21 protein-coding genes, 1 CRISPR repeat array and 1 riboswitch are annotated in these 23,946 nt (G+C 39.5%); of the genes, 10 read left to right on the forward strand and 11 right to left on the reverse strand.

Annotated features, from left to right (window positions below; all coding sequences use genetic code 11):
* Nucleotides 1-245 precede the first annotated feature (245 nt).
* The 3 genes from CSV73_RS08235 (at nt 246) to CSV73_RS08245 (ending at nt 3,297) form a co-directional block, all read left to right on the forward strand.
* Complete coding sequence (locus CSV73_RS08235; protein ID WP_085131807.1) at nt 246-476, forward strand: translocon-associated protein subunit alpha; 231 nt, start codon at nt 246-248, stop codon at nt 474-476.
* A 224-nt stretch (nt 477-700) separates the two neighbouring features.
* On the forward strand, nt 701-1,534 hold the full coding sequence (locus tag CSV73_RS08240; protein ID WP_233202857.1) for a gluconate 2-dehydrogenase subunit 3 family protein: 834 nt from the start codon (nt 701-703) through the stop codon (nt 1,532-1,534).
* A gap of 17 nt (nt 1,535-1,551) precedes the next feature.
* Nucleotides 1,552-3,297 (forward strand): GMC family oxidoreductase, encoded by a 1,746-nt coding sequence (locus CSV73_RS08245; protein ID WP_099627160.1) that lies wholly within the window; start codon nt 1,552-1,554, stop codon nt 3,295-3,297.
* Nucleotides 3,298-3,394: 97 nt separating this feature from the next.
* On the opposite strand, the gene CSV73_RS08250 is transcribed toward CSV73_RS08245, so the two are convergent.
* On the reverse strand, nt 3,395-4,831 hold the full coding sequence (locus CSV73_RS08250) for an NAD(P)H-binding protein (protein WP_099627161.1): 1,437 nt from the start codon (nt 4,829-4,831) through the stop codon (nt 3,395-3,397).
* A gap of 200 nt (nt 4,832-5,031) precedes the next feature.
* On the opposite strand from CSV73_RS08250, the gene CSV73_RS08255 reads away from it, so the two are divergent.
* The 4 genes from CSV73_RS08255 to CSV73_RS08270 all read left to right on the forward strand — a co-directional run bounded on the left by CSV73_RS08255 (nt 5,032) and on the right by CSV73_RS08270 (nt 8,275).
* Nucleotides 5,032-5,592, forward strand: coding sequence for a TetR/AcrR family transcriptional regulator (locus CSV73_RS08255; protein ID WP_099627162.1), 561 nt, complete (start codon nt 5,032-5,034; stop codon nt 5,590-5,592).
* Nucleotides 5,593-5,654: 62 nt separating this feature from the next.
* Nucleotides 5,655-6,122 carry a GNAT family N-acetyltransferase gene (locus tag CSV73_RS08260; protein ID WP_099627163.1) on the forward strand — a complete coding sequence of 156 codons (468 nt, stop codon included), beginning with the start codon at nt 5,655-5,657 and terminating at the stop codon, nt 6,120-6,122.
* Nucleotides 6,119-7,462: an MATE family efflux transporter gene (locus tag CSV73_RS08265; RefSeq protein WP_099627164.1), complete on the forward strand. Its 1,344-nt coding sequence runs from the start codon at nt 6,119-6,121 to the stop codon at nt 7,460-7,462. Before CSV73_RS08260 ends, CSV73_RS08265 begins: the two co-directional genes overlap by 4 nt.
* Before the next feature lie 149 nt (nt 7,463-7,611).
* Nucleotides 7,612-7,802, forward strand: a riboswitch (cobalamin riboswitch).
* A gap of 251 nt (nt 7,803-8,053) precedes the next feature.
* Nucleotides 8,054-8,275, forward strand: coding sequence for a hypothetical protein (locus CSV73_RS08270; RefSeq protein ID WP_099627165.1), 222 nt, complete (start codon nt 8,054-8,056; stop codon nt 8,273-8,275).
* 47 nt (nt 8,276-8,322) lie between these two features.
* Here the strand turns inward: CSV73_RS08270 and CSV73_RS08275 are convergent, their stop codons facing one another.
* From CSV73_RS08275 to nadX, 9 genes are all read right to left on the reverse strand, one after another.
* Complete coding sequence (locus CSV73_RS08275; protein ID WP_099627166.1) at nt 8,323-10,266, reverse strand: ABC transporter permease; 1,944 nt, start codon at nt 10,264-10,266, stop codon at nt 8,323-8,325.
* Nucleotides 10,256-11,017: an ABC transporter ATP-binding protein gene (locus tag CSV73_RS08280; RefSeq protein ID WP_099627167.1), complete on the reverse strand. Its 762-nt coding sequence runs from the start codon at nt 11,015-11,017 to the stop codon at nt 10,256-10,258. Before CSV73_RS08280 ends, CSV73_RS08275 begins: the two co-directional genes overlap by 11 nt.
* 103 nt (nt 11,018-11,120) lie before the next feature.
* Nucleotides 11,121-12,122: a sensor histidine kinase gene (locus CSV73_RS08285; RefSeq protein WP_099627168.1), complete on the reverse strand. Its 1,002-nt coding sequence runs from the start codon at nt 12,120-12,122 to the stop codon at nt 11,121-11,123.
* A complete protein-coding gene (locus CSV73_RS08290; RefSeq protein ID WP_099627225.1) occupies nt 12,119-12,808 on the reverse strand; it encodes a response regulator transcription factor in 690 nt (229 codons plus the stop codon). Before CSV73_RS08290 ends, CSV73_RS08285 begins: the two co-directional genes overlap by 4 nt.
* Nucleotides 12,809-12,914: 106 nt before the next feature.
* Nucleotides 12,915-13,694 carry a YqhG family protein gene (locus tag CSV73_RS08295; RefSeq protein ID WP_099627169.1) on the reverse strand — a complete coding sequence of 260 codons (780 nt, stop codon included), beginning with the start codon at nt 13,692-13,694 and terminating at the stop codon, nt 12,915-12,917.
* Nucleotides 13,695-13,707: 13 nt separating this feature from the next.
* Entirely contained in the window at nt 13,708-15,240 is a 1,533-nt protein-coding gene (locus CSV73_RS08300; RefSeq protein ID WP_099627226.1) for a DEAD/DEAH box helicase, read from the reverse strand.
* A 111-nt stretch (nt 15,241-15,351) separates the two neighbouring features.
* Nucleotides 15,352-16,794: a vWA domain-containing protein gene (locus tag CSV73_RS08305; protein ID WP_099627170.1), complete on the reverse strand. Its 1,443-nt coding sequence runs from the start codon at nt 16,792-16,794 to the stop codon at nt 15,352-15,354.
* A gap of 15 nt (nt 16,795-16,809) precedes the next feature.
* Nucleotides 16,810-17,994 carry an AAA family ATPase gene (locus tag CSV73_RS08310; protein ID WP_099627171.1) on the reverse strand — a complete coding sequence of 395 codons (1,185 nt, stop codon included), beginning with the start codon at nt 17,992-17,994 and terminating at the stop codon, nt 16,810-16,812.
* Nucleotides 17,995-18,612: 618 nt separating this feature from the next.
* Complete coding sequence (gene nadX / locus CSV73_RS08315) at nt 18,613-19,395, reverse strand: aspartate dehydrogenase (RefSeq protein ID WP_099627172.1); 783 nt, start codon at nt 19,393-19,395, stop codon at nt 18,613-18,615.
* A 144-nt stretch (nt 19,396-19,539) separates the two neighbouring features.
* Here nadX and CSV73_RS08320 point away from each other — a divergent pair, with 144 nt between their 5' ends.
* The 3 genes from CSV73_RS08320 (at nt 19,540) to CSV73_RS08330 (ending at nt 21,888) form a co-directional block, all read left to right on the forward strand.
* On the forward strand, nt 19,540-20,316 hold the full coding sequence (locus CSV73_RS08320; RefSeq protein WP_085131825.1) for a DUF2935 domain-containing protein: 777 nt from the start codon (nt 19,540-19,542) through the stop codon (nt 20,314-20,316).
* Nucleotides 20,317-20,438: 122 nt separating this feature from the next.
* The gene (locus CSV73_RS08325; RefSeq protein ID WP_233202860.1) at nt 20,439-20,948 is read left to right on the forward strand and encodes a sigma-70 family RNA polymerase sigma factor; all 510 of its coding nucleotides are present in this window, start codon (nt 20,439-20,441) and stop codon (nt 20,946-20,948) included.
* Nucleotides 20,941-21,888, forward strand: coding sequence for a hypothetical protein (locus CSV73_RS08330; protein ID WP_099627174.1), 948 nt, complete (start codon nt 20,941-20,943; stop codon nt 21,886-21,888). The genes CSV73_RS08325 and CSV73_RS08330 overlap by 8 nt, the downstream gene beginning before the upstream one ends.
* A 42-nt stretch (nt 21,889-21,930) precedes the next feature.
* Here CSV73_RS08330 and CSV73_RS08335 read toward each other — a convergent pair whose 3' ends face one another.
* Nucleotides 21,931-22,344 (reverse strand): universal stress protein, encoded by a 414-nt coding sequence (locus CSV73_RS08335; RefSeq protein WP_099627175.1) that lies wholly within the window; start codon nt 22,342-22,344, stop codon nt 21,931-21,933.
* 340 nt (nt 22,345-22,684) lie between these two features.
* A CRISPR array of direct repeats spans nt 22,685-23,932; the repeat unit is 33 nt; unit sequence ATTTCAATCCACACTCCCTATACAGGGAGTGAC.
* Nucleotides 23,933-23,946 lie beyond the last annotated feature (14 nt).

The raw sequence follows: 23,946 nt of genomic DNA on the forward strand, positions 1-23,946 counted from the left end.
CCATCACTCTTAAAGTAGGCATGTCTACATCCATCATAGCACTTTCACCACCTTTCTTCAGTTTTCTCCTCTTGGTGTCACGTTTTCTTTTAGAATATGCAATTTCTCCACCGTTTGTCATCTTCTACTTTATTGTCATTATCATTACTAAAGAATCACTTCTAATATTTTATGTTTACAAAACTAAAATAAGGATATTAATAACATAAGAAAGTCTATCAAACATCTAGAGGAGGAAATCTATAATGAATTTGAATAAACTTAAGAAAAGTAATTTATTGAAAGTAGGAACCGCTGCAATTCTTTCTGTTGGTGTTCTTAGTGCTTGTGGAGATGACGATCCCGTAATCGATGAAAATGACGATGTTGAAGTAGATCAACCAGCTGATGTAACGCCAGATGATGATGTGAATGTGGACGAGCCCGAAGTAGACATGGAACCTGACACAGATACTGAAGTTAAAACTAACGATTAATAACCTATAATACGAAAAACCCCTCTGTAATCACGCAAATACGATGATTTATAGAGGGGTTTTTATTATATATATTCATTCTACGTTCTGAATCACTCAATTTTCCCCTGTTTTAATGTGTAAAGTCCTGGCACAACGTATAGTTTCTATCCATTCGTCACACCATGTCTAGTAGAGGTGCATTGGTAAATTATGAAAGTCATATATACAAGGAGGAGAGCAACGTGACAGAACCTAGACAACCTGAAGACACGCAAAAAGGAATAAGTCGTAGGAATTTCATGAAAAATACCGGCCTATTAGCTGGAGGTCTAGTTGGTGGATCATTATTCGGCGGATTATTGACTAACCAGCTCCAAAAACCAAGCGCCCCTGCAGACATGGGAAAAGAGGATACTCACTTATTGGAGGCCCGTACATTCTTTAGTAATGCTGAAGATTTTCTAATACTTTCCGCTGCTACTGAAAGGCTATTCCCTAAAGATGATCTAGGGCCAGGCGCTATTGAACTAGGTGTCCCCTATTTTATCGATAGACAACTTGCCGGAGAATGGGGAATGAACGGAAAAGAATATATGAAAGGGCCTTTTTTGCAAACAGGTGCGATAGATCCATATGAAAGCCAAGCAGATACGACACAAGATCAAGGTCCAAATGCTGAAACGCAAGTACCTACGCCAGCCTTCAGATATCAAACTCCTATGACAAGAGGTGATATTTTCATGGAAGGTGTACATGCACTGGAACAAACAGCTCAAGAGAAATTCGAAATGAACTTCCGCAAGTTGGAGCCCGAACAGCAAGACGAGATCTTGCAGATGTTCGATAGCGGAAAAGCGAAGATGAACGGTGTCGCTTCGACGACATTCTTTAATCTATTATTACAAACAACCATTGAAGGTGCTTATGCCGATCCAGTCTATGGCGGGAACCGTAATATGGAAGGCTGGAGGATGAAGGAATTCCCTGGTCCACGTATGAGTTATACAGCAGATATTGAAAAAGAAGACTTCATCGTAATGAAACCTGAGAGCTTACGGAATTACCAAGGTCACTAATAACGGGAGGAACTCATATGGCGAAAAAACTAAAAAAAGTAGATGTAGTCGTAGTGGGAAGTGGTTGGGCAGGTGGAGTAGTTTCTGCCGAATTAGCTAAAGCTGGTTATCAAGTAGTCACCCTAGAACGAGGTAAAAAACAAGAACGACAGGATTATATCGGTGTTAAAGATGAATTACGCTATACCGACCGTTACGAGATGATGCAAAATCTTTCGCCTGAAACGATTACGTCACGCGTGAAAATAGAAGATACCGCTCTTCCCGTCCGGACAAGAGCAGAAATGATGGCCGGGACCGATTTAGGTGGCGGCAGTGTGCACTGGGCAGGTGCTACATATCGATGGAGAGCTATCGATTTTGAATTACGTTCCAAGACAATTGAACGTTACGGCAAAGAGAAAATCCCTGAAGGTATGACGATTCAAGACTGGGGCATCACGTATGATGAAATGGAACCTTATTATGATAAGTGGGAAAAAACCGCTGGTATTTCAGGCGAACCCGATCCACTTGGCGATAAACGTTCAAATGATTATCCTAACCCTCCTATGCTAGCATCGCCCGCTGTAAAGCTATTTAAAGAAACGACTAAGAGAATGGGTTATCACCCATTTCAAGTTGCTTCCGGAAACTTATCACAAGCGTATACGAATCCAGACGGTGAAAAATTAAATGCTTGTATGTTTTGCTCTTATTGTACGATGTACGGCTGTGATTTCACGGCTAAGTCGGATCCATTGGCTACAGTTATTCCAACTGCCCGTAAAACAGGAAACTGCGAAATTCGCACCAACTCTTTAGTGCGTCGCGTTTTGCATAAAGACGGAAAAGCAACCGGTGTAATGTTTACTGATACACGTACAGGAATTGAATATGAACAACCCGCAGACGTTGTCGTATTAGGTGCGTTTTCCTTCACCAATAATCGTTTGTTGATGCTTTCTGATATCGGGACACAGTATGATCCAACCACACGCAAAGGAACAATTGGACGTAACTTTAATGGACAATTTAACATCACATTCCTGGGAGCACGGGGATACTTTGAAAAGAAGAAGTTTAATCTCTATATGGGTGCAGGTGCTCTTGGTGGTACGATGAGTGACTTCGCTGGTGATAACTTTGATCACTCCGATGTAGATTTCATTAATGGTGGTGGCATCGAAATGCGTCAGTACGGTGATGGCGCTATTTCAACGAACCATGTTCCTAAAGGGACACCAAAATGGGGACCTGAGTTTAAGAAAAACTCAATCCATTACGCGAATCGTTCGTTAGTAGCTTGGTATACACCTGCTGTTATGTCATGGTGGCATAACTACTTGGATTTAGATCCAACATACAAAGATGAATACGGTGATCCTCTATTACGTGTTACGAATCGTTACACAGATCACGATCGCAACATGGCAAAATTCGGGATAGAGAAATGCAGTGAAATCATGAAAGAAATGGGTGCAGATATTATTGACGAAGATGAAGTTCCCCAAGAGTTCGACCACATTTATTCAGGCGGTCACTATGCGGGCGGCATCATCATGGGAGCAGATCCTGAGACATCTGCGGTGAATAATTATCTTCAAATGTGGGAGATGGACAACCTATTCGTAGTGGGCGGTTCAGCGTTTCCTCAATTCGGAGGTCATCACCCTACTTCAACCATTGGCGCGTTGTCATATCGTGCAGCAGAAGGCGTAGAGAAGTATTTAAAAGAAGGCGGCCAGCTTGCAGAAGCGAAGCAAGCAACTTTAAACGCATAATAAAACATCTGGTTCTATCGTCTATTTATGTACTTATTGAATTCAAATAATCAAAAATCCAGATTCGTAGTGCAACACTGCAAATCTGGATTTTTCTTCATCGTACATTAAAAGCGACAATTCCTAATCGTTCACGTTCAATCCTACTAAGCTTATACATATGTTGACGGAAACAAGACATGACAAATGCGTGCATATTGGCTTGCGTTACGTAATAGATAAACCATGGAATGGATGGCAAATAGTCGTGTATTGCAATAATTACTTCATTCGATCCTGGAATCTTTCGGAATTCTATTCTACCACGTTCATTGGAATGAGGATCCATCAATAGACCACCTGTAATATAGTATAGCGAGCGATCTTTGGTGCTACGATCTGCAGAATAACTTAATTCGAGCAATGTCCGATTACCGAGGAAACCGATATGACAATTCAACTGGTCGTCTACATCGGTTTTCACCCAAGGATTCAAAAATGTGGAAAGCCATTTGACGTAGTAACGTGCTGTTTCATCTGCAGTCCAGCTGTAAGGTAATTCAATTCTCTGCACTGAACGAACATCCTGCTTAAGTGGACCCATTTTCGACTTCTTCTTTGGGATGTCTCTTTCTTTCATTTCCTCCTCTAGTGCTTCCCTTGCAGCTTGTATGAATGGAATTTCTCCGTCACTGATACCTTCCACATAGCGCTTGGAATTGACGACCATCGGATGTTTCAGACTTTCCACCAATGGATATACAATCTCTTTTGGTGTTTGTGTAACTAAACGTAACCAGAGCCTAGAAAGACTTAAAGAGAAGAATGGTACATCCAACATTCTTGATGGTTTACCTACTACTTCAGCTGTCTTCTCCATCATCGACTTATATGTCATGACCTCAGGGCCGCCTATATCGATAGATCGTTGCGCTGGTTCAAAGTCCAGTATTAATGAGCTTAATGATTTCATCACATCATCGAGTGCTACAGGCTGTGTGTTAGAGCGTGTCCATTTGGGTAAAATCATTATGGGAAGCCGTTTAACTAGCTTCGATAAAATCGGGAAAGAAGAACCTTTTGGACCGACGATCAGCCCTGCACGTAATGCGGTGACAGGAATGTTATACGAGCGTAGAACACGCTCCACTTCCAATCGGCTTTTCAAATGTCGTGATAAATCTTTTTCATGTTCATCGGGAATAATTCCACCCAAGTAGACAATCTGTTTAATTCCTTGTTTTTTGGCTGCTTGCGCAAAGTTATCCGCTAAAATGACATCCATATCTTCAAAACTACCTTGAGATAATTTCGCCGATTTCAGCATGGAATGAACTAGGTATACCGCAATATCAGCACCTACCAAACTCTTCTCTGCATCTTTCATAGAAAACAAATCACAAGATCGCCACTCTACGTCTTCCGTATTCTCCCGCTGATCTCCATTCCGCGACAAACCAATCACTTTGGCTTTTCGTTTAAGTTTTTTTAATAGATTATTGCCAATATATCCACTCGCACCCGCAACGGCTACAACCAATTTCCTTTCTTCCATACAGTCCCACCCCTCTCTTGTACGTATACAATAAAATTACCCAATTTAAGAGTTGTATAAGCCTATTTATTAAAACAATACTAATTTAAGCAATAGCCTTTGCTTTTTATGTAAAAAGTAGTTATACTCATAAAAGAACGATGAAAACTATATATGTTTTTTTAGTTTTATTTCTATATAAAAAGATAGGGGTACGATAAATGAAAGCACGAATTATGAAAGCTTTCCTAGAAGAAGTTCATGAGAAAAGTATGAAGTTTACAATGGATGATCTGGCCAAAAGACTAGGCATCAGTAAACGCACATTATACGAACACTTTTCTTCCAAAACGGAAATTCTAGATGCGATTATAGACTCGACATTATATGAGTTCGATGAAAAAACCAATATGATTATGAAAGACACTGACCTACATCTTGTAGATAAGATTAAGAAAGTCATTACAGTTATACCGAAATACAATGATTTTTATAACTGGCAAATCCTTGATCAGATGAAAAAAACTCATCCCGAACAATGGGAGCGAGTCCACACTGCACTTCATGAATGGGATGAACTTCGCGAATTGATTGAACAAGGAATTCATGAAGGAATCATTGCAGATCAAAACGTAGAGTTACTTATGAAGTTGATTATAGATGCAACGAACTCCACGCTTGATCGGAAGTTTTTTTATGAAAATCGCATTACTGTAACCGAAGCACTGGATTCTATAGTGGATATTCTGCTGTTTGGATTTATCAAAAAAAGCGATGTCTAAATAAACTAATAAAACAAAAGTAGTTTTACTGTTTCACACAAAATTGAAAGCGAGATGGAATTATGAGCCTCCACGCATGTGAGGTAACGAATGAAAATTGGCAGGATGTTGCCTATTTATCCGTACACGAAAACCAAAAGAACTTTATTGAAAGCAATTCATTTTCACTAGCACAATCACAATTTGAACCAGAATGGAAGTCCATCGGATTATACGACGGAGAAGATTTAGTCGGCTATGCAATGCATGGACGTGATGCAGATAGTGGCAATGTATGGCTTGATCGCTTTATGATCGACCAACATCATCAAGGTAAAGGTTATGCCAGCAGGTTCCTTAAACTTTTACTTACCAGAATGGAAGAAAAATATCAATGCGACAAGATTTATTTAAGTATTTATCCAGATAATATAGCAGCACAACACTTATATGAAAAGTTCGGATTTGAGTTAAATGGACAAATTGATGATTTAGGTGAATTCCCTTGTCTCATTATGGAACTTGACCTTCAAAGGAGTCCTTTGCAATGAATTCTTCACCCACGTTAAGTCCTTTGGATACTGAGCCCGTAGGACGTATCTTTTTACGTTATTTAATACCATCAACTATCGGTATGTTGCTAATGGCGATCAATATTGTGGTGGACGGCATCATGGTCGGTAATCGATTGGGTGCAGAAGCATTAGCGGGAGTCGGAATTTCGGCTCCCGTTTATACAATCTTTTTTGCTATTTCCCTATGGATTGGTATAGGTGCCGCCACGAAATATTCGATGGCAATGGGTGCCAAAGATGTGCAGAAAGCTCGATCAATTTTTACACATGCTATTTTCTCCATTTTCTTATTCACCATTATATTAGGTTTAACCGCCTTTATTTTTAGAGATTCGTTAGCTTACGCACTTGGAGCCAATGCGACTACTTTCCCTTATGTATCGCAATACTTATTTGTGATTTTACTATTTGGCTTTATCTTTACTGTAGAAAACACATTTAGTATTTTCGTACGCAATGATGGAGCACCGAATCTTTCAATGGCCGGGCTAATTGTGACTTCTGTCGTTAACATTATCTTGAATTATGTGTTCTTATTCATTTTTGATTACGGCGTTGCCGGTGCTGCATCCGCCACCATTATTGCTTCTTTCATGGGTATGCTAGTACTCGCAACACACTTTTTCAAGAAAAATAATAACTTGAAACTAATTCGCTTGAAGTTCAATAAAAAGCTGTTCCTGGCCATTCTTTTTGTTGGATTTCCGAGTTTCCTTTCCGAGTTAGGAATCTCCTTCTTTACCATTACACATAATATCGCGTTCGAACGGATGGCGGGCACGGAAGGTGTTGCGGCCTTCTCTATTTTGAACTATGTACACAGTGTCATGCTAATGCTATTTCTTGGAATGGGCGGTGCGATTCAGCCACTTATCAGTTACTATCAAGGCTCCGGCAACCGGATAAGGATGAAAGAAACCGTAAAAAAAGCCACATTTACCGTTGTCATCGCAGGTGCCGTGTTTTTCCTTGTCGGTCAATTCGCGGCGGGCCCTATCGTATCGATCTTTGGAGACTTCCCGCAAGCCGTAAGAGATTTGGCTACTTCCGGAATTAATCTATTCTTCTTTGCTTATTTGTTCACCGGTACGAACTTTGTGATGATGACATATTATCAGTCTATCGGCAATGTACGGATGGCAACTTGGATTACTGCTTCACGCGAAATCATCATCATGTTGCTCTTCTTGATGATTTTACCTCGTTTCTTTGGTTTGAATGGTATTTGGTTGTCCATTCCAGCCTCTGAGTTTGTCGTATTTATTGGTGTCTACCTATATCAAAGGAATGCTACTCGACATTCCTTAATTGGATAAATAGTACGTCATAGAACCGGACGGAACTATTTATTATCGTTCCAAGTAATACGTTCCATAGGAGTAGGGTGCGTTTTTGTTGTCTTGGAAGAGGCTGCATTATTTTTGTTCCTTTCGTAAATAAGAATGATATACTGAAAGAGCAACTGAATATCGTGTTAGAGATAGGTGCGTTTATCGTTCGTAAACGCTTAAAAGGGAAATCGGTGAAAAACCGATGCTGTCCCGCAACTGTGAGTTGGAGTATAATTCGTTACCACTGTTTCACCGCAAGGGAAATGGGAAGGTGAATTATACGTTGAAAACGAGCCAGGAGACCTGCCTAGATCAGTACACACCAATACCCTACGCGGATAGGAGGTGTCAAGTGCGGCTTATGAAAAATCATACAAAAGCCGACGTACGAACAAACGGAATCAGGACATTCTTTAGGTGGCTTCGATATAGTTTCTGTCGATCCTACACAAATGTATTTCCTGCCGAACCGTTTAATTCGTCATGGCTTCCCACTTAACATCTATCCTGGTATATACCGGATGGATGTTTTTTACTGTCAACGAAAAATTACAAACACGATGAGGAGAATGAATTATGCACAATCAAACAATCAATGACTTTACAAACTTATTAAAGGACACCCTAATGTCGGAACGTGTGAGCACACACTCTACCCCCCTTCCCATACTAGTGAAAGATGTAAAAAAACAAATTTCCGAAGATCCCACGAATGACATAGCAGAAAAAGCTGAACAATTGGCTAATTTAGATAAAGCCTATCAAATCGTAGTAGCTGAGTTAGTAGGTAGTAACTAATTCGCGCTAAAATCCCCCTGACCTTTGTGTCAGGGGGTATTACTGTATTATAACGAATCTTTAATCACGCGCTTATAATTGAACACAGAAAGCAAACCAAATATAGAGTATAGCGCTGTGTAGATTAACATCACCATAATCGTTGGTGTCAGCATTTCAGTACCGAATAAGAACCAGCCGGATTTTACAGCAAAATAGCTGTGTAAGAGACCGACGACTAATGGAATACCGAAATTAAATACCTGCTTTCGTTGAATCCCTTTTAGTAAATCTGTTTGTGTATAGCCTAGTTTACGAAGAATGGTGTAATTCGATTTTTCATCTTCACTTTCGTCCATCTGTTTAAAGTATAGGACGCAGCCAGACGTAACAAGGAAAGCGAGACCAAGGAATCCAACGATGAACATAATCATGCCTGCACCTTGTATTTGTTTCGTTTTCTCCTCAAGCTTCGATTCATGCCCTGCCCATTCATTTATTCCCAACACATTAAATAGTTCATTCGCTTTTTCTAGATCATTTTCATTCTTGATATCCACTCCATGATACTCAGTAAATTCAGGCGTTATGGAAGGGTCCTTATCTACGTTCATTTTCTGAAATACTTGATCATCCACTACCGCGACAACAAAACCATAAGCTACACGCGTTGGAAGAACAGCTACTCTTTCCGTCCCTTTCAGTGTCAGATCATACATATGCTCTTTGCCTTGAAATACGATTTGCTGATTCGCTTGGAATTTCATAAAGTTTTCCGTAAAACTATCAGAGTTAACGAAGAGCAATTCCTTTTCTTCTACGTCTATCTCCGGCATTACTTCATCACTAATGACAATCATTTGCATATCAGTGTAACTCATCTCTTGACTTTCCCCACCTGAAATAGATAGAACTGTCGATAAATCAACAGGTATAGTCAATAGATCAATAGCTGACTCTGAATAGGCTATGCCTTCACTGTCAAGTGACTGCGTAAATTCCATTGCACGCGTAGTATCAGGAATGGTAAAGTCGGCAGGAATAGTTCGCTCCACTGACTTCTCTACTGAGTAATACGATATATAACTTAACGACAATAACGTAATGGATAGCGCAGATAGCGTCGTAATAATCATCAATAAAAGAGAATTGGATTTCATTCGAAACATAATGGATGAGAGAGACAGCACGTCGTTAACGTTCAAATATCCCCCTTTACGTTTGCGAATCATGTTAAAGATAAAGCTGACGGAGCCTTTATAAAATAAATAGGTTCCTAAGACCACAGAAGCTAGTATGACGATCATCACTAGAAATAGCTGATTTCCAAGAAACACACTACTAAATAATCGCGATGATAAATAATAGCCGAATACAATGAGAAGGATACCGAACACACCGATGATCGCCTGGAATATTGACATCTTTTTCACCCGCTGTTGTGTCACGGTGGTCACACGGAACAAAGACAATATACTTTGACGTTTAATGAATAGTGCATTCATGATCAAAATCAATACAAAGATTGCTGCAAAGACTATCAACGTCTGAAGTAATGCATCCGAAGAGAAACGCAAAGTCGCAACATCCGTTACACCGGTGACCTTAAATAGAATCAGCATGAGTAATCGTGACATCGAAAACCCTAAGAATATCCCTACAATGAGAGAACCGACGTATAAAAAGAAATTCTCCACACTTAAAATACGGAAAACAGTTCCTTTCGTCATTCCAATCAATTGAAATAATCCAATCTCCTTACTGCGTCGTTTAATGAATAGATTGTTAGCATATAGCAAGAATACAGACACGATAACAATCAGAAAAACTGAACCTGACTTAATAGCTGCCGCACCTTTCTTTCCTTCTGTTGCATCGTCTAATGCTGGATCGAATTGCAACGTTACGAATGAAAAGTATAAGCCTACGCTAAAAGTCAGTGCAAAGATATACACATAATAATGCTTAAGATTTTTCTTGATATTGCGGAAGATTAGCTGATTAAGCGTCATGTTGCACACCACCTAGTACACCTTGCGTTTTGATAATATCATTGAAAAATTCGTTCCGCGTTTGGTCTCCTTTATTCAGTTGTGTATAAATTTGTCCGTCTTTGATGAACACGACACGCTCACTAAAACTTGCGGCAAGAGGGTCATGAGTGACCATAATGATAGAGGCAGTTCGTTTCGTATGGAGATCACTTAATTTGTTCAACAAATCGGATGCCGCCTTTGAGTCAAGAGCGCCTGTTGGTTCATCCGCAAAAATGATGCTCGGATCATGTATGAATGCTCGTGCAGCAGACGTTCTTTGCTTTTGTCCACCCGAGATTTCATTTGGATATTTAGTAGCAATTTCTGAAATACCCAATTCCTCCGCCACTGCAAGGAATTTTTCATTGGCTAATTTTCTAGGCACTTTCTGCACAGATAATGGAAGTAGTATGTTTTCTTTTACTGTTAACGTGTCGAGTAGGTTATAGTCCTGAAAGATGAAGCCCAGATGACGTTTTCGAAATTCCGCCATTTGCTTTTCTTTCATGTTGTTAAGGTTCTGCCCTTCTATGCTGATCGTCCCCTGGCTGACGCGGTCAATGGATGAAAGTACGTTCAGTAGAGTCGTTTTTCCCGAGCCCGATGCCCCCATGATGCTGACGAATTCACCTTTTTGTATGTTTAGATCCAGTGCACTTAATACTTCTTGTTTATTGAATTTATTGCCGTATGTCTTATAGATTTTCGTTGCTTGTAAGATTACCATGTCCATCACTCCTTGTTCATTCTATCTTACTCAATGTATAGATTTTTCTCCCGCCTTTAATATGACAATTAGAAAGAGCATGTGACGATCATGTCACATGCTCCTACATACGCGCTATTCGAATCAATTCGTTTTCCGTCGCAAAAATCAAAGAGAATCCCGTACCTTCTCCTACTGTTGACTCTACTACAATCGTAATCAGGAGGGATTCTGCTACCTGTTTTGCTAAGTACAACCCCATTCCCGTGGCAGCATGATTTTGATGGTTTGCTGTTCCAGTGAAGCCTTTATCGAATATACGAGACAAGTCCCTTGAAGCAATTCCTTGCCCAACATCTTCGATCGTTAGCGTAGTGATTCCATCCTTACTAGTGCTCTGGATACTTATGTCTGCATTCTCGCTGTATTTCACCGCATTCGCCAGCAACTGCCTGATAATGAAGCCAAGCCATTTGGCATCAGTCAATACTTCTTCTGTTTCCAATGATACATCAAAACCAACACGCTTTTGCATACACCATTGTCTTAACGATTTTATCTCTTGAAATAGCAACTTCCGCACATCTGTCTTTTCGATATATAAATCATTTTGGATGAATGGGATGCGCTTTAGATGTAGTTGTTGGTCAAGTAATAGATGAATCCGAAGCCACTCGTACATTAACTGTGATCGGAGCACAGGATCCGTGCGATCTATCATTAATTGCAACGTTGTCAGCGGTGTTTTCACTTCATGTATCCAATTCAACATGTCATCTTTCTCTTGTTCTACACTAATTTGCAATTGATCCAACTGGTGTTTAAACTCTTGAATTTGTTCGGACATCCTGTTTGAGACAATGGCTTCGAAAGGGCTGTTAGCTTCAGGTATTGCAGTTAGATCAAATGATGGTTCTAATGTTTCTAAGCGTTTATAGAATCTCGATTCTTTTTCATAACGCATGACCATAAAAATAACGAAAGATAAACAGGAAATGAATGCAATATAGACAGTAGACAAAAGCGGAATACTTGTGTCCAAATAGCCCATTGCTAGAACGAGCAGTTGCGAGAAGATGAAGAACAGTATCCAACTAGCACGTTCCTTAAGATATAACCGAATCATAATTGTTCTTCCTTCGCCATATACCCTTGCCCCACTTTTGTTTCGATCACATCTACCAAGTCGATTTCCGCAATCCGTTTACGCAAACGGTTCACGTTGACTGTCAGCGTATTATCGCTGACAAATCGTTCATCATCCCAAAGACTGGTGATAATTTCTTCTCTTGATACAATTTCATTCTTTCTTTCTATCAATACTTTCAAGATGTATATTTCATTTTTCGTCAACTCAATAGTCCCTTTTTCATTGGTGAGCGTACCTTTCACAAAATCCACTGCGGCACCACACCACGTTTTCACTTCCAATGTCTGATCAGTACTATAGCTATACACACGGCGTAAGATCGCTTGGATTTTTGCAATCAATACATCAAAGTGAAATGGCTTTTGAACGAAATCATCGGCTCCGAGTTGCATCGACATCACCATATCAGTCGGATGATCTCGTGAAGACAAGAAAATAATTGGGACGTTTGAATGCGTTCGGATCATCCTACACCAATGAAATCCATCGAACTTTGGTAATTGGATGTCGATGATGACAAGATCCGGTTTGATTTCCGTGAATTCTTGCAGTACACTCCCAAAATCCCGGATTCCCGCCACCGAGTAGGACCATTGCGTTAAACGTTCTTTTATTTCTTCAAATAATGTTTGATCATCTTCAATCAGCATAATTGTAAACAATGAACTCACCACACTTTTCTTAATTGCTATTAGTTTATCCTATAAGCAATCAGAATCAAAACAGCGCGCAAGTGAAAGTAGATTCACTTACGCGCTGTTTTGATTTCTATTTCAAATAAAATAACCCGCCATTCACAACATCCACCGTAATCCTTGGTTTAAAACGTTCTTCCATTGCTTGCTTCTCTATCTCATAACATTCAGGTTTAGGATCTTGTCCTTCATAAAAATAATCTAATACCGCTTGGTCTTTCTTCCATCTCTTTTCTGCTTCCTCCATCCACGTAAGGTCTTCACCTTCAATTACTTGAGTGATCACAGTATCCAATCGATCAAGCGCACGAACAGGAGTGATGATATAAGGTAAATGAAATACTTTTTCAGACGATTGGTCAGATAAATCCCGCATACCAATCGTCTCCTGGAACTCATTTACGACAGCACCCGTCATCAAATTGATACCTATTGAATACAACATCTCCTTCGTTTGATGACTGGTGAATGACACTTTATAATTTACACCCACCCACGGAGTCAAAATCAGCTGTTCGTTAGTGTCTACTATGCGCTCGTACATTTTCACGAACTGTCCCATCTCTTTGGTCAATCGAAATAATTGATGCAGCCGTGGAGATCCCAGATGAATTACTTCCCCTTTCATTCCGTTTTGCAACTGCTGCATATTGGTAATTAGCGTGAGTTGTGCCGGATTCGGTATCTCATTGACGCTTTCAATATACCGCCAATAAAAAGGTCGGTTCATGATTGTTTTATCCATATCGATTGTTAGTTGCACAGTTAAATAATGATCATTTCCATGAAGTATTTCACAGTCATTCTCCGTGAAGAATCTGTGAAGATACGTATGGATTTCTGTCGAATGCATCCATTCTCCTCCTTCACACAGACTGTTCTTTCATTTCCAAAATATCATCTAGTTGGCCTACTACTTGTTCGAACGTCTCAATCTTTCCTTGCAGCACTTTCATCACATGGTCATCAATTGTTTCTTTTACAGCCAAATTATAAATCTGTACATCGTGTTCTTGTCCTAATCGATGAACACGACCAATCCGTTGTTCTAATTTCATTGGATTCCAAGGGAGATCATAATTGATGACATGATGGCAAAATTGTAGGTTAATTCCCTCTGCTCCAGACTCTGTCGCAATTAGCACTTGCGCTTGTTGCTTAAATAAATGCTTAATCCACTCCCGGCTGCTTTTGCTTAACTTACCGTTGAAAATGACATTCGATATACCGTTCGCATACAAATAGTCACTCAAATATAATTGCGTCATGCGATATTCAGTGAAAATAATCACCTTTTCGTTCGCTTGTATAATTAATTCGGCTGCCTTTTTAGCTTTTGAATGAATCGACAACTTTTCCAATTGTTCGATGACATTTTCTACATATGAGACTTCTTCCACTTGCTTACATTCCTGCAGTTTTTTCCTTAATGTGCCCATGGTGGCTTCAGGGCTGCTACACATTTCCCTTTGTAAAGTCATCGTGGAAAATGCATCTGAAAATACCGGGGATATTTGTTTCAGATTGGATATAGCTGTGTAGGCCTGCCTTTCATTGTCCGTAAATGTGATAGGAACTGTATGAATCTTTCGTGTAGACCATTCCACACCCGTGTCTTGGCGCCTGTTACGTACCATGACTTGGCTAACTAGTTCCTTTAAATAACTATCTCGTTCTTCATCACGGTTTTTAGCAGAAAATACTGATGAAAACTCATCATAGTTTCCTAAATGACCTTGTTTCAGTAACGTCACCAGATAAAACAATTCAAACGTATCATTTTGGATCGGTGTTGCTGTAAGCAATAAACAAAATTTCTTCTTCAAGCTTTGTACAAATTCATAACTGATCGTCTGATGGTTTTTTAATTTATGCGCTTCATCTACGATAATCAAATCATAGTCTTGCGCGAATACTTTCTCCTTATGTGGACTGCGTTTAGCAGTGTCCATACTCATGACTACTACGTCCACATAATCGAGCTCGTAATTCTTTTTGTACAACAGCGCAGGGATGTGGAATTTCGTATAAAGCTCTTCCACCCATTGATTAACGAGAGAAGCGGGTACTAATATCAGTACTTTTTTCACAAGTCCTCTCAGCAAATATTCTTTAATAATCAGGCCTGCTTCAATAGTCTTACCAAGCCCTACCTCATCCGCTAAAATCGCTTTACCATTCATCTGTTCAATCACTCGTTCAGCCGCTTTTATTTGATGAGGTAACGGTTTTACGTTTGGTAAGTAAGCAAGTGACTGCAATCCAGTAAAATCAGTGATTAAGTTATTTTTCGTGATGTCATAGCTCATGTTATACAGCACCGAATTATTCCATGGTTCATGGTTTTCAAGTCGTTGAATAAATCCTTCTCTCCAAGAAGAAGATCTTTCAATTAGCATTCCAATCACCTCAACTAGCTTGTATGTTTTGATTAGAATACCCAGAAAAGAAAATATTATGATAAACAAAAAAGACCCTCCATAGATGAAGGGTTTTAGATCATGCATCTATTAAATTTCAAAAGCGATAAAACTTCCTTCGTCATCAAAATCGGTTATATGAAGGACACGGTCTGAGAATGATTCTGCGACAACTGTATCTTTCCCTATTGCTAGAGTAAGTACATTGAATTCCTTTTGTTTTTTCTTCTCATTGAATTCAATTAGAAAACTTTCGCTAATCTCGTCTTCTCCATCGCTAACAAAAATGACATCTGCATGTTTGAATGTACTGTCTTCTATTACTTCAAGGGCGGCTTGCAATGACAGTGTAAAGTCTGTTCCTCCACCCAAAAACGTTCTGGCAAGTCGTGCAAGTTCATTTGAAGTGATCTTACCTTTAGTGAACACTTCTTTTTGAATAGTTGTAGAAAATAATAGAACGCATAAATCCCGGCTTTGTTTCTTGGCAATGGATAGCAGCGCCAAGATGAACCCTTTTGACTGATTATCAAGCAACTTCATACTTCCCGATTGGTCAAGACAAAAAATAATTGGGCCTTTGCCAAGATTCTCTCGCTTCTTCTGTTCAAACTGCATCGTGTTTCCTTCCGCAAAGCGGCGCAGGAAATCTTTTTTCGTTGAGTCATTTGAATAGAGTCCTAATTCCATCGGTAGGAGACGTTCCATTTCATTGCCAATCGTAACGCCACGCCTCTCGATTGCCTCCACATAGTTCGTCTTCTGCTTTTCTCGCGCCACTTCTTGAAAACGACCAGCCCACTCTGCGATTTCTTGCATTTTGGGATCCATCGCTACTTGATCTGCCACTGCAAGTTGTTCACGCAATGGCACTTTCTTTAACTCTGCGTCCCCTTTACCTGCACTGCTCCCACCCATCAGAGAAATCAGGCTGTCTTTTACTTTGATCGATTCTTCAACCGCTTCATCGATTGCTTGCAAAAATCGTTCGCCATTCGTTTCAAGTGTAAATTCTAGCTGTTCATTTAACTTATCAGAAGCATCGGCTAATTCTTGGACAGGTCCATCTTCTATTTCGTCCTGTTGTCGATTCAATTGTTCAACCGGCACATCATCTTGTAGCGCTTCTACGGCTTCCATTTTCTTCAGTAACTCTTCATCCATAGCTTTTGCTTCCGCGAGCCATAGATTGACTTTCTCAATCAACTTTATGGTACAGACAGTTGCGGCCAAATCGTCCAATCGAGTAAAGTTTCTATATTCTTCAAAATGTTCATCTTTCATTAGCTTTTCTATAATGGTCTTATTCGGTTTCAGTGCTGAATTTATTCGCTCAAGTAAAATTCGTGGTTTCATTTTATATAATGCTGCCCAGACATCGCCAAGCAGCGCTTCCGTAGTAGGTAATTGTCCTTCCTCACAGACCTTTTGCAAACCGTCTGACATCTCAAACAGTTCTTTAAAGCGTCTTTTATCAAATGCATCTGTATTCAGTACGGAGCGATGATCTCTAATTATTTTACTTCTTTTCATAGACTATCACTCCTTTTACATTCTGAAGAAGACACCACGTTGCTCACCATTTTCGTCTTTCTTTTCGTTCGTTTCACCGTAGTATGCAGTATCCATTCGACTACTTTCTACTTCATTTTTCAAGGAAGTAATTTGTTTATGTAAGTGATCCACTTCAGTAGTACGGCTTACATTTTGCTCTTTTAGATTATTTAATTCGGTTGATAAAGCAGAAATCTTCTGGACCGCTTCCATACCTGCTTCTGTTGATTGATCACGTACTGCGGAATCATAGATTTCATTCGCTTCATTTTCAATCGCTGAAAGCCTTTGTGCTAATACATCTTGTGAGTGTTTGCGAACAATAGTACAAACAGTCTCTTTTTGATCCAAAGTCTCCCAGAGTGCATTCTCAAGAATCACCATATCATCTGCCTGTACGGATTCTCTTTGATTGATCAAAGCCCTCGCTTGCAAGATACTTAAAGATTGTTTGAATCGACGATCCGACGGCTGAATTCCTTCGTCCTGGAGTTCTCTTCGAATGGTAGACAATGTCTCATATATTTCATCTGGAAGATGTACTTTGTTGGTCATGTTTTGAAGTTGTACTAAGTCGTCCAAATGCATCGTCGGGATTTCAATATGTTCACCTTCATCTTTCATCATCGATACAAAATTTGTTTCATCTGCAATGAAATTGATTTCGAAACGTAATAGGAAACGGTCAAATAATGCTTCAAGCCCTTCACCTTCTTCAGGGTATTCGTTGGAAGCACCAATGACCGACATTAATGGCGCTTCCATAGGTTGTCCATCATTATAAAATAACCTTTCGTTGATTAAGGTTAATAAACTGTTTAATATGGCAGAGTTTGCTTTAAATATTTCATCCAAAAACACCAAATGCGCTTCTGGCATTTTAGTAGCAGTGTTGCGCTTATAAACGCCTTCTTCTAAATCTTTTAACGACAAAGGTCCGAATACTTCTTCAGGGGTACTGAATCTGGTCAGTAACCATTGAAAATAGGACGTACCGTTCACGATTTTTGCTAACTCAACTGATAGTGCAGATTTCGCTGTCCCAGCCGGCCCAATCATTAACATATGTTGTTTAGATAGAAGAGCTACTAAAATTCCTTCTACTTCATTTTCACGTTCAAAGAACTTTGCGTTCAATGCCTTTTTTATTTCATGTAACTTCTTTATATTAGTATCCATATAGACATCCCCTCAATTCATAATAACGAATCATTGTTCTCTTTATGTAACAGTGTGACTGTAATAGGAAGCTTTTAACCATCTAACCCATGACTTTTTCCATAATTGTTTAAAATTTTATTTTTTTATTCTTGTCTAACCTTTTACATAACGTTATACATTTGGATTAAGTAATTATTTTCAGTAACCTTTCTACTTCTCTTACCCCTTTTAACACTTATCAACTCGTTTGATGAATAATTTCTTGAATATATTTTCAAAATACTGTACAAGGATTAGACAACCACTATCATGATGCTAGACAAGTAGTTAAATGCTGTAATAACAAAAAGGCTATCCATCGCAATGATGGATAGCCTTTTCTTTTACTTGCAGGTTATCGTGTGCTTGTTAGAAATCTCAATACTATACCTGGTCTACTACTACATTTCCATTCTGATCTAGTAATGCAGTAATTCCATTACATGACCAATCCATGTATGAAGATAGTTTACTCACGTATTCCGATCGACTAATATAGTTATTCTTCCTACAGCTGGGATATCGTCTGTCGATTTCACATAGTATCGCATCTATGCTTCTTCTTTTTTATCTCCAAACATATGAAACAGGCTTTATTTAGCTTCCTATAGTAATCGCATTCCCTTTATTTTGTAAAGTAGATACTATACTTAATGCTGCCAGATAACTTGTTTTAGGGTTGTTTGGCATCGGCTCATTTTCTATTAGTAAGTTCATTTTACCGAAATCACCTTTTGCTTCAATATGATGTGTATTTCGTTGAATATTCGGATCTGCTATAACGCGTACTGCCGTTTTATCTGCACCAAGTCCTGCAATTGATAATAACAATGCAACGTTGACGTTTTTAGGAAACTTTTCAATTGCATCTAGAGCTACACCCTCAAAAATACATTGTTCTACGTGCTTCACATCTAGTCCCAATGATTGGTAGGACTTCCTAGTTGTAATGCGAACTTCCTTTAATCCACCTAGGGAATTAGCTGATTGCAGAAGATCCAGTCCACCAATCGCTCCTGAAGGTAGGTAAATATGTTGCTGATTCTTCCGCGCTACTTCTATCATTTCATTTAAATACTCCATGTCTTTAAATGCACCGATACTGCTCAATACCAGATCTTTCTTATTGTCCAGTACTTCTTCCACACGTTCTATTGCGACTTCAATCGTTGCAGCTTCCACGACTACATCCATAGTAGACTGAATGAACTGCTGAAAGTCTGTATAGAACTTTGCACTGTACTGTGATTCTAGCCTTAGACCCACCTCTAGGTTACGTCCGAATATCGAGACAATTTCACCGACCACTTTGCCGTCCCCATTGATACTTTCTAATAGATATTGCGCAATATTGCCAGTCCCAATAATACCGATTTTCATTTTACAACACCTCTTCTATCAGTATATACACTTCTTCCAGAAATAGATGACTTTCTACTACATTACCCTGGCTATACATAAACAACACAAGGTACGAATAAGATGATATGGATAACTGATAGAAAAATTGGGAGGTATGTATGAATGGCTGGTTATACAGATAATTATGAACGGGATACGTACGGCATTATCGATTTTTGGGTGCGTAACAACTTTGAGCATGGGGAATTTTTCGATAGAGAAATTAGTCACCATGAGTTAGAGTTAGCACGCGCCAATCAGCAAATGATCGATCGCATGGGGGTAATCTTTAAAAAGACTGAATCCAAAACCGGCGATATTGGATTAATTATCGATGAGGCAAAGAGTTCGACAAAAGAGTTCGCTGATCTACTAATTCACACGATGGATCGTGCATTGCATTGCGATGTAATCATTTCTACCCCTACTTCCCTTCTTGATCATATGATTAGAGAAGCCGAGGAAGCAGAGCGTGTGTTCAAATTAATTGAAACAAATTCTTATATTACGCCAGCCGATGCGACACTACATGAGAGCAACTTCTGGCTTCGTCAAATGCTCGATCACTTATTATTCATCAGCCATTACGTAGATGCTTCTAACTATGAATTACACGATCAAGTACGCGCGATGACTAAAAAATTCGAAAACCTTCTACTACAAGCGCAAGCTTTGAAGACGATTATTCGCAGACCACGCAATGAAGTATCACCTGTTTTGAATACATTCAATCAAATGGTGATAAAAGAAGCAAAGGCACTAGAAGCTTTTAAGTTGGAATTGAGTGAACTGATCAAAGCCTGTGCCGCGGTTACGACCGCGCCGCCTGATTTGCTCGAACACATTGCGAGAGAAGCACACCATTTGTGGAAAAACCTCGAAGATCAAGTCGTAAACTAATTTTCATGAAAACATGACGGGAACTCTCTCGTCGTGTTTTTTCATTTACCCTGTAAAAGTCTTGCAATTTAAAACTATTTCTATTTGATCTTCGTTATAGTAGTAGAGGGGCGGTGGTGGAAATGAATTCGGCGGAACTGGAACACGTAATGGATACATATGGAGAGCATTTATTGAAGATGGCCTACTTTTATTTACGTGACCGTGAAATGGCGAAGGATATCGTACAGGAAGTCTTTATCTCTTTTTATGAGAAGTCGAACTATCAAGAACAAGGAAAGTTGCGTGCTTATTTAACCAAACTAACAGTCAACCGTTGTAAAGATTATTTGCGAAGCTGGACTTTCCGACATTTGAAACTCAATAAAGAGCGGCTAGAAATCATACATACTGAACACGATCGATTGATTTTGAAGGAAGAACAGTCTGCGATTGCTACTGCTATATTAGCATTACCTATAAAATATCGAGAAATTATACTTTTTTATTATTACGAGGAACTAAATATGAGAGAGATTGCTACGTTTCTTGATCTGTCGGAAAACACCGTAAAAACCAGAATGACCAAGGCACGTACTTTGTTAAGAGGCAAACTGTCAAATGATTATTGGGAGGTGCTTTCCATTGAATAAAGTGAAAAAGAGTTTAGATGCTGCTGCAGGAGACGTTTTCGATGATAAGGAAGAACTAAAGCAACGAGTCCTTAACGGTGGACGTAAACCAAAACGAAGAAATCCATTTCCCGTTGTTGCCTCTGCTATCGTTTTAGCTGCTATAGTATTTATCACGTTTAATGTCTTACAAAACGGTTCTATTAGCACAAATGGCAGTACATATAAAGTAGACGAGACATTATATGATCTTATGCTTCATAGTGAACGGCTTGATCAAGGTGACTCTGATGAATTACGGTACAGAGTCTTTCAAAGTATCCTCGAAACGGACTCGGTTATAGATTATGCATCTTCCCTCGGCTACGAAGAGGACAGAGATGAAATTGATTCAATAATAAAGGAACAACAGCAATTATTTTTTGATGATCTTACTGAACAACAACTAAAAAGCATTGAAAAAAAGCAATTAGAAAATTTCGGTTACAATTATGACCAATACTTTAAAGTCATCTTGACATATACTCACAGATATTCGAATGCATCTAACTGGCTACAACAAAATGATATAGAAGATGAAACAACGCAACGACAAGTCTTGGATACTTTTAAAGAGAAAAATTGGCCAGTTATCAAAAAGTTCATGGTCAATAAATCTATTCCTGATTTATCTGAAAGATTTCAATTTCAAGAGTACGATGGTGTTGCGGCATCAATAGATAACGAGCAAGTATTGGTTGTACAGGGTCTTGAACCACACGACTATGTAAACATGACACCTGAAGAAATAGAGTCTGCCGCTTTTGATTTCGTTTGGTTCCATTTCGACAAACCCATTGACGATCTCAAGCTTCATTCACAAACTATAGTCACTTTTGATCCCCTATCCTATCCTGTTGCCCAACAAGAGGGTAAGAAAATATTTAATGATGTCATCAAATGGATAGACAGTCAAGAATGAAAGAAGCGGCAGCTCCATCAATGTGGAGCCGCCGCTTCTAATTTATTTCACTATAGTCACAGGGCACGCAACATGTTTCATTACCTTATGACTGACACTGCCCATCACCATTTCTTGAATTGAATTTAAACCGCGGCTGCCGATGACTAATTTGTTGATTTTCCTTTCATTCACATATCTTATTATTTCCTGACTAGGATTCCCTTTAAGCATAATCACTTTCGTATCTACCGCTGCTTCCTTCGCCATAGCTAAAATTGGTTGCATCTTTTGTTCACGTTTCAGTGCTAGGCTTTCCGGATTTTGTGATAACTGTCTGTCGATCTTCGCCTCGCTGAGATCCTCTACATAGATTATCTCTAACGTAACTTGAGGTAAATATTCCGCTAGCATAATCGCATGTTTTGCGGCACGCATCGCATTTTCAGATCCATCAATCGCTACAGCAATTTTCATATCGTTCACTCCCTCATCATAATTTTCTATATAATTGTTCTCCACTCGTAATATTACTGACACTCACCAGAATCTATAGTCTCTATACGATAGACTATATGGATTTATAATAATACCCGTATTGTAGTATTTAAAGCTTTCGTATACTTAAGTTAGATTTTCAAAATATTTGATTCACGTCATATTATTTTTAAAAATTCCCACAAAATCTTAATCTCATTTGTTTTTATTAGAAGAGACAAGACTTATCTCTTTTCTCCGTGGCACGTATATTTCAATCACGTCACTCCCTATACAGGGAGTGACTTCGGCTGTATTCTGTCACATCTCTGATAACTCCATTTCAATCCACACTCCCTATACAGGGAGTGACCTGGTGCCATGATTTCAGCAATTCGTACTGATGCGCGATTTCAATCCACACTCCCTATACAGGGAGTGACAAGAAAGGCAATCAAAGATGAAATCTATGAAATGATTTCAATCCACACTCCCTATACAGGGAGTGACTAAGATTTTTGTGGAGATTGATAGGATGCGAGTTATTTCAATCCACACTCCCTATACAGGGAGTGACAAACGGAAACACGACGAGGCGGAAGCGGAGTTCTTATTTCAATCCACACTCCCTATACAGGGAGTGACAAGAATATATGGACCAACTCATTCTAGCTTTCATATTTCAATCCACACTCCCTATACAGGGAGTGACTTTTATGATGATTGCGGCCTTCTGATTGGTGACCGATTTCAATCCACACTCCCTATACAGGGAGTGACGACATCATGACGGACAACTTAAAAGGTCGTTGGGATATTTCAATCCACACTCCCTATACAGGGAGTGACGACAGATCGAAATGGATCTCGAATCTATCAAGCGTATTTCAATCCACACTCCCTATACAGGGAGTGACTGTAGAAGCTGGTGTAGATCTTCCAGTTATTATGATTTCAATCCACACTCCCTATACAGGGAGTGACAATACTGAATCTCCTTGCCCTACGTCGATGAAATATTTCAATCCACACTCCCTATACAGGGAGTGACCGTTCGTTGGTCCATCCAGATATTCCGTGGATACATTTCAATCCACACTCCCTATACAGGGAGTGACGCAAAATCACAAATTCGCCACGCCACACCAGAAATTTCAATCCACACTCCCTATACAGGGAGTGACGAACAAGGTTTCAGAAATGTCCGCTGTTCAGGAAATTTCAATCCACACTCCCTATACAGGGAGTGACATCCAGCAGGAATAAGTGTTTCATGACTTCCTGAATTTCAATCCACACTCCCTATACAGGGAGTGACATTCTCGGATGAAGAACTGGCGCTCATGTTTTTGATTTCAATCCACACTCCCTATACAGGGAGTGACTCGAAGGCAGTCAGAGAGAGTGGGCGATACCTTCAATTTCAATCCACACTCCCTATACAGGGAGTGACATTCGTGCCGGAACGCTTGTAACAGATGAATTCATTTCAATCCACACTCCCTATACAGGGAGTGACGAGCTGTCATTTATCTAGCGCATGGAACGATGGTCGATTTCAATCCACACTCCCTATACAGGGAGTGACCGCAATATATAGAC

Origin of the sequence: Sporosarcina sp. P1, assembly GCF_002743155.1 — a bacterium.
Classification (GTDB): Bacteria; Bacillota; Bacilli; order Bacillales_A; family Planococcaceae; genus Sporosarcina; species Sporosarcina ureae_B.

Excerpts from the sequence above, each read along its gene's own strand:
- CSV73_RS08270 (WP_099627165.1), top strand. The coding sequence starts at position 8,054 with ATGCACAATCAAACAATCAATGACTTTACAAACTTATTAAAGGACACC.
- CSV73_RS08275 (WP_099627166.1), bottom strand. The coding sequence starts at position 10,266 with ATGACGCTTAATCAGCTAATCTTCCGCAATATCAAGAAAAATCTTAAG.
- CSV73_RS08305 (WP_099627170.1), bottom strand. The coding sequence starts at position 16,794 with ATGAAAAGAAGTAAAATAATTAGAGATCATCGCTCCGTACTGAATACA.
- nadX (WP_099627172.1), bottom strand. The coding sequence starts at position 19,395 with ATGAAAATCGGTATTATTGGGACTGGCAATATTGCGCAATATCTATTA.
- CSV73_RS08300 (WP_099627226.1), bottom strand. The coding sequence starts at position 15,240 with ATGCTAATTGAAAGATCTTCTTCTTGGAGAGAAGGATTTATTCAACGA.
- CSV73_RS08250 (WP_099627161.1), bottom strand. The coding sequence starts at position 4,831 with ATGGAAGAAAGGAAATTGGTTGTAGCCGTTGCGGGTGCGAGTGGATAT.
- CSV73_RS08285 (WP_099627168.1), bottom strand. The coding sequence starts at position 12,122 with ATGATTCGGTTATATCTTAAGGAACGTGCTAGTTGGATACTGTTCTTC.
- CSV73_RS08280 (WP_099627167.1), bottom strand. The coding sequence starts at position 11,017 with ATGGTAATCTTACAAGCAACGAAAATCTATAAGACATACGGCAATAAA.
- CSV73_RS08295 (WP_099627169.1), bottom strand. The coding sequence starts at position 13,694 with ATGCATTCGACAGAAATCCATACGTATCTTCACAGATTCTTCACGGAG.
- CSV73_RS08260 (WP_099627163.1), top strand. The coding sequence starts at position 5,655 with ATGAGCCTCCACGCATGTGAGGTAACGAATGAAAATTGGCAGGATGTT.
- CSV73_RS08255 (WP_099627162.1), top strand. The coding sequence starts at position 5,032 with ATGAAAGCACGAATTATGAAAGCTTTCCTAGAAGAAGTTCATGAGAAA.
- CSV73_RS08235 (WP_085131807.1), top strand. The coding sequence starts at position 246 with ATGAATTTGAATAAACTTAAGAAAAGTAATTTATTGAAAGTAGGAACC.
- CSV73_RS08320 (WP_085131825.1), top strand. The coding sequence starts at position 19,540 with ATGGCTGGTTATACAGATAATTATGAACGGGATACGTACGGCATTATC.
- CSV73_RS08335 (WP_099627175.1), bottom strand. The coding sequence starts at position 22,344 with ATGAAAATTGCTGTAGCGATTGATGGATCTGAAAATGCGATGCGTGCC.
- CSV73_RS08325 (WP_233202860.1), top strand. The coding sequence starts at position 20,439 with ATGAATTCGGCGGAACTGGAACACGTAATGGATACATATGGAGAGCAT.
- CSV73_RS08245 (WP_099627160.1), top strand. The coding sequence starts at position 1,552 with ATGGCGAAAAAACTAAAAAAAGTAGATGTAGTCGTAGTGGGAAGTGGT.
- CSV73_RS08265 (WP_099627164.1), top strand. The coding sequence starts at position 6,119 with ATGAATTCTTCACCCACGTTAAGTCCTTTGGATACTGAGCCCGTAGGA.
- CSV73_RS08310 (WP_099627171.1), bottom strand. The coding sequence starts at position 17,994 with ATGGATACTAATATAAAGAAGTTACATGAAATAAAAAAGGCATTGAAC.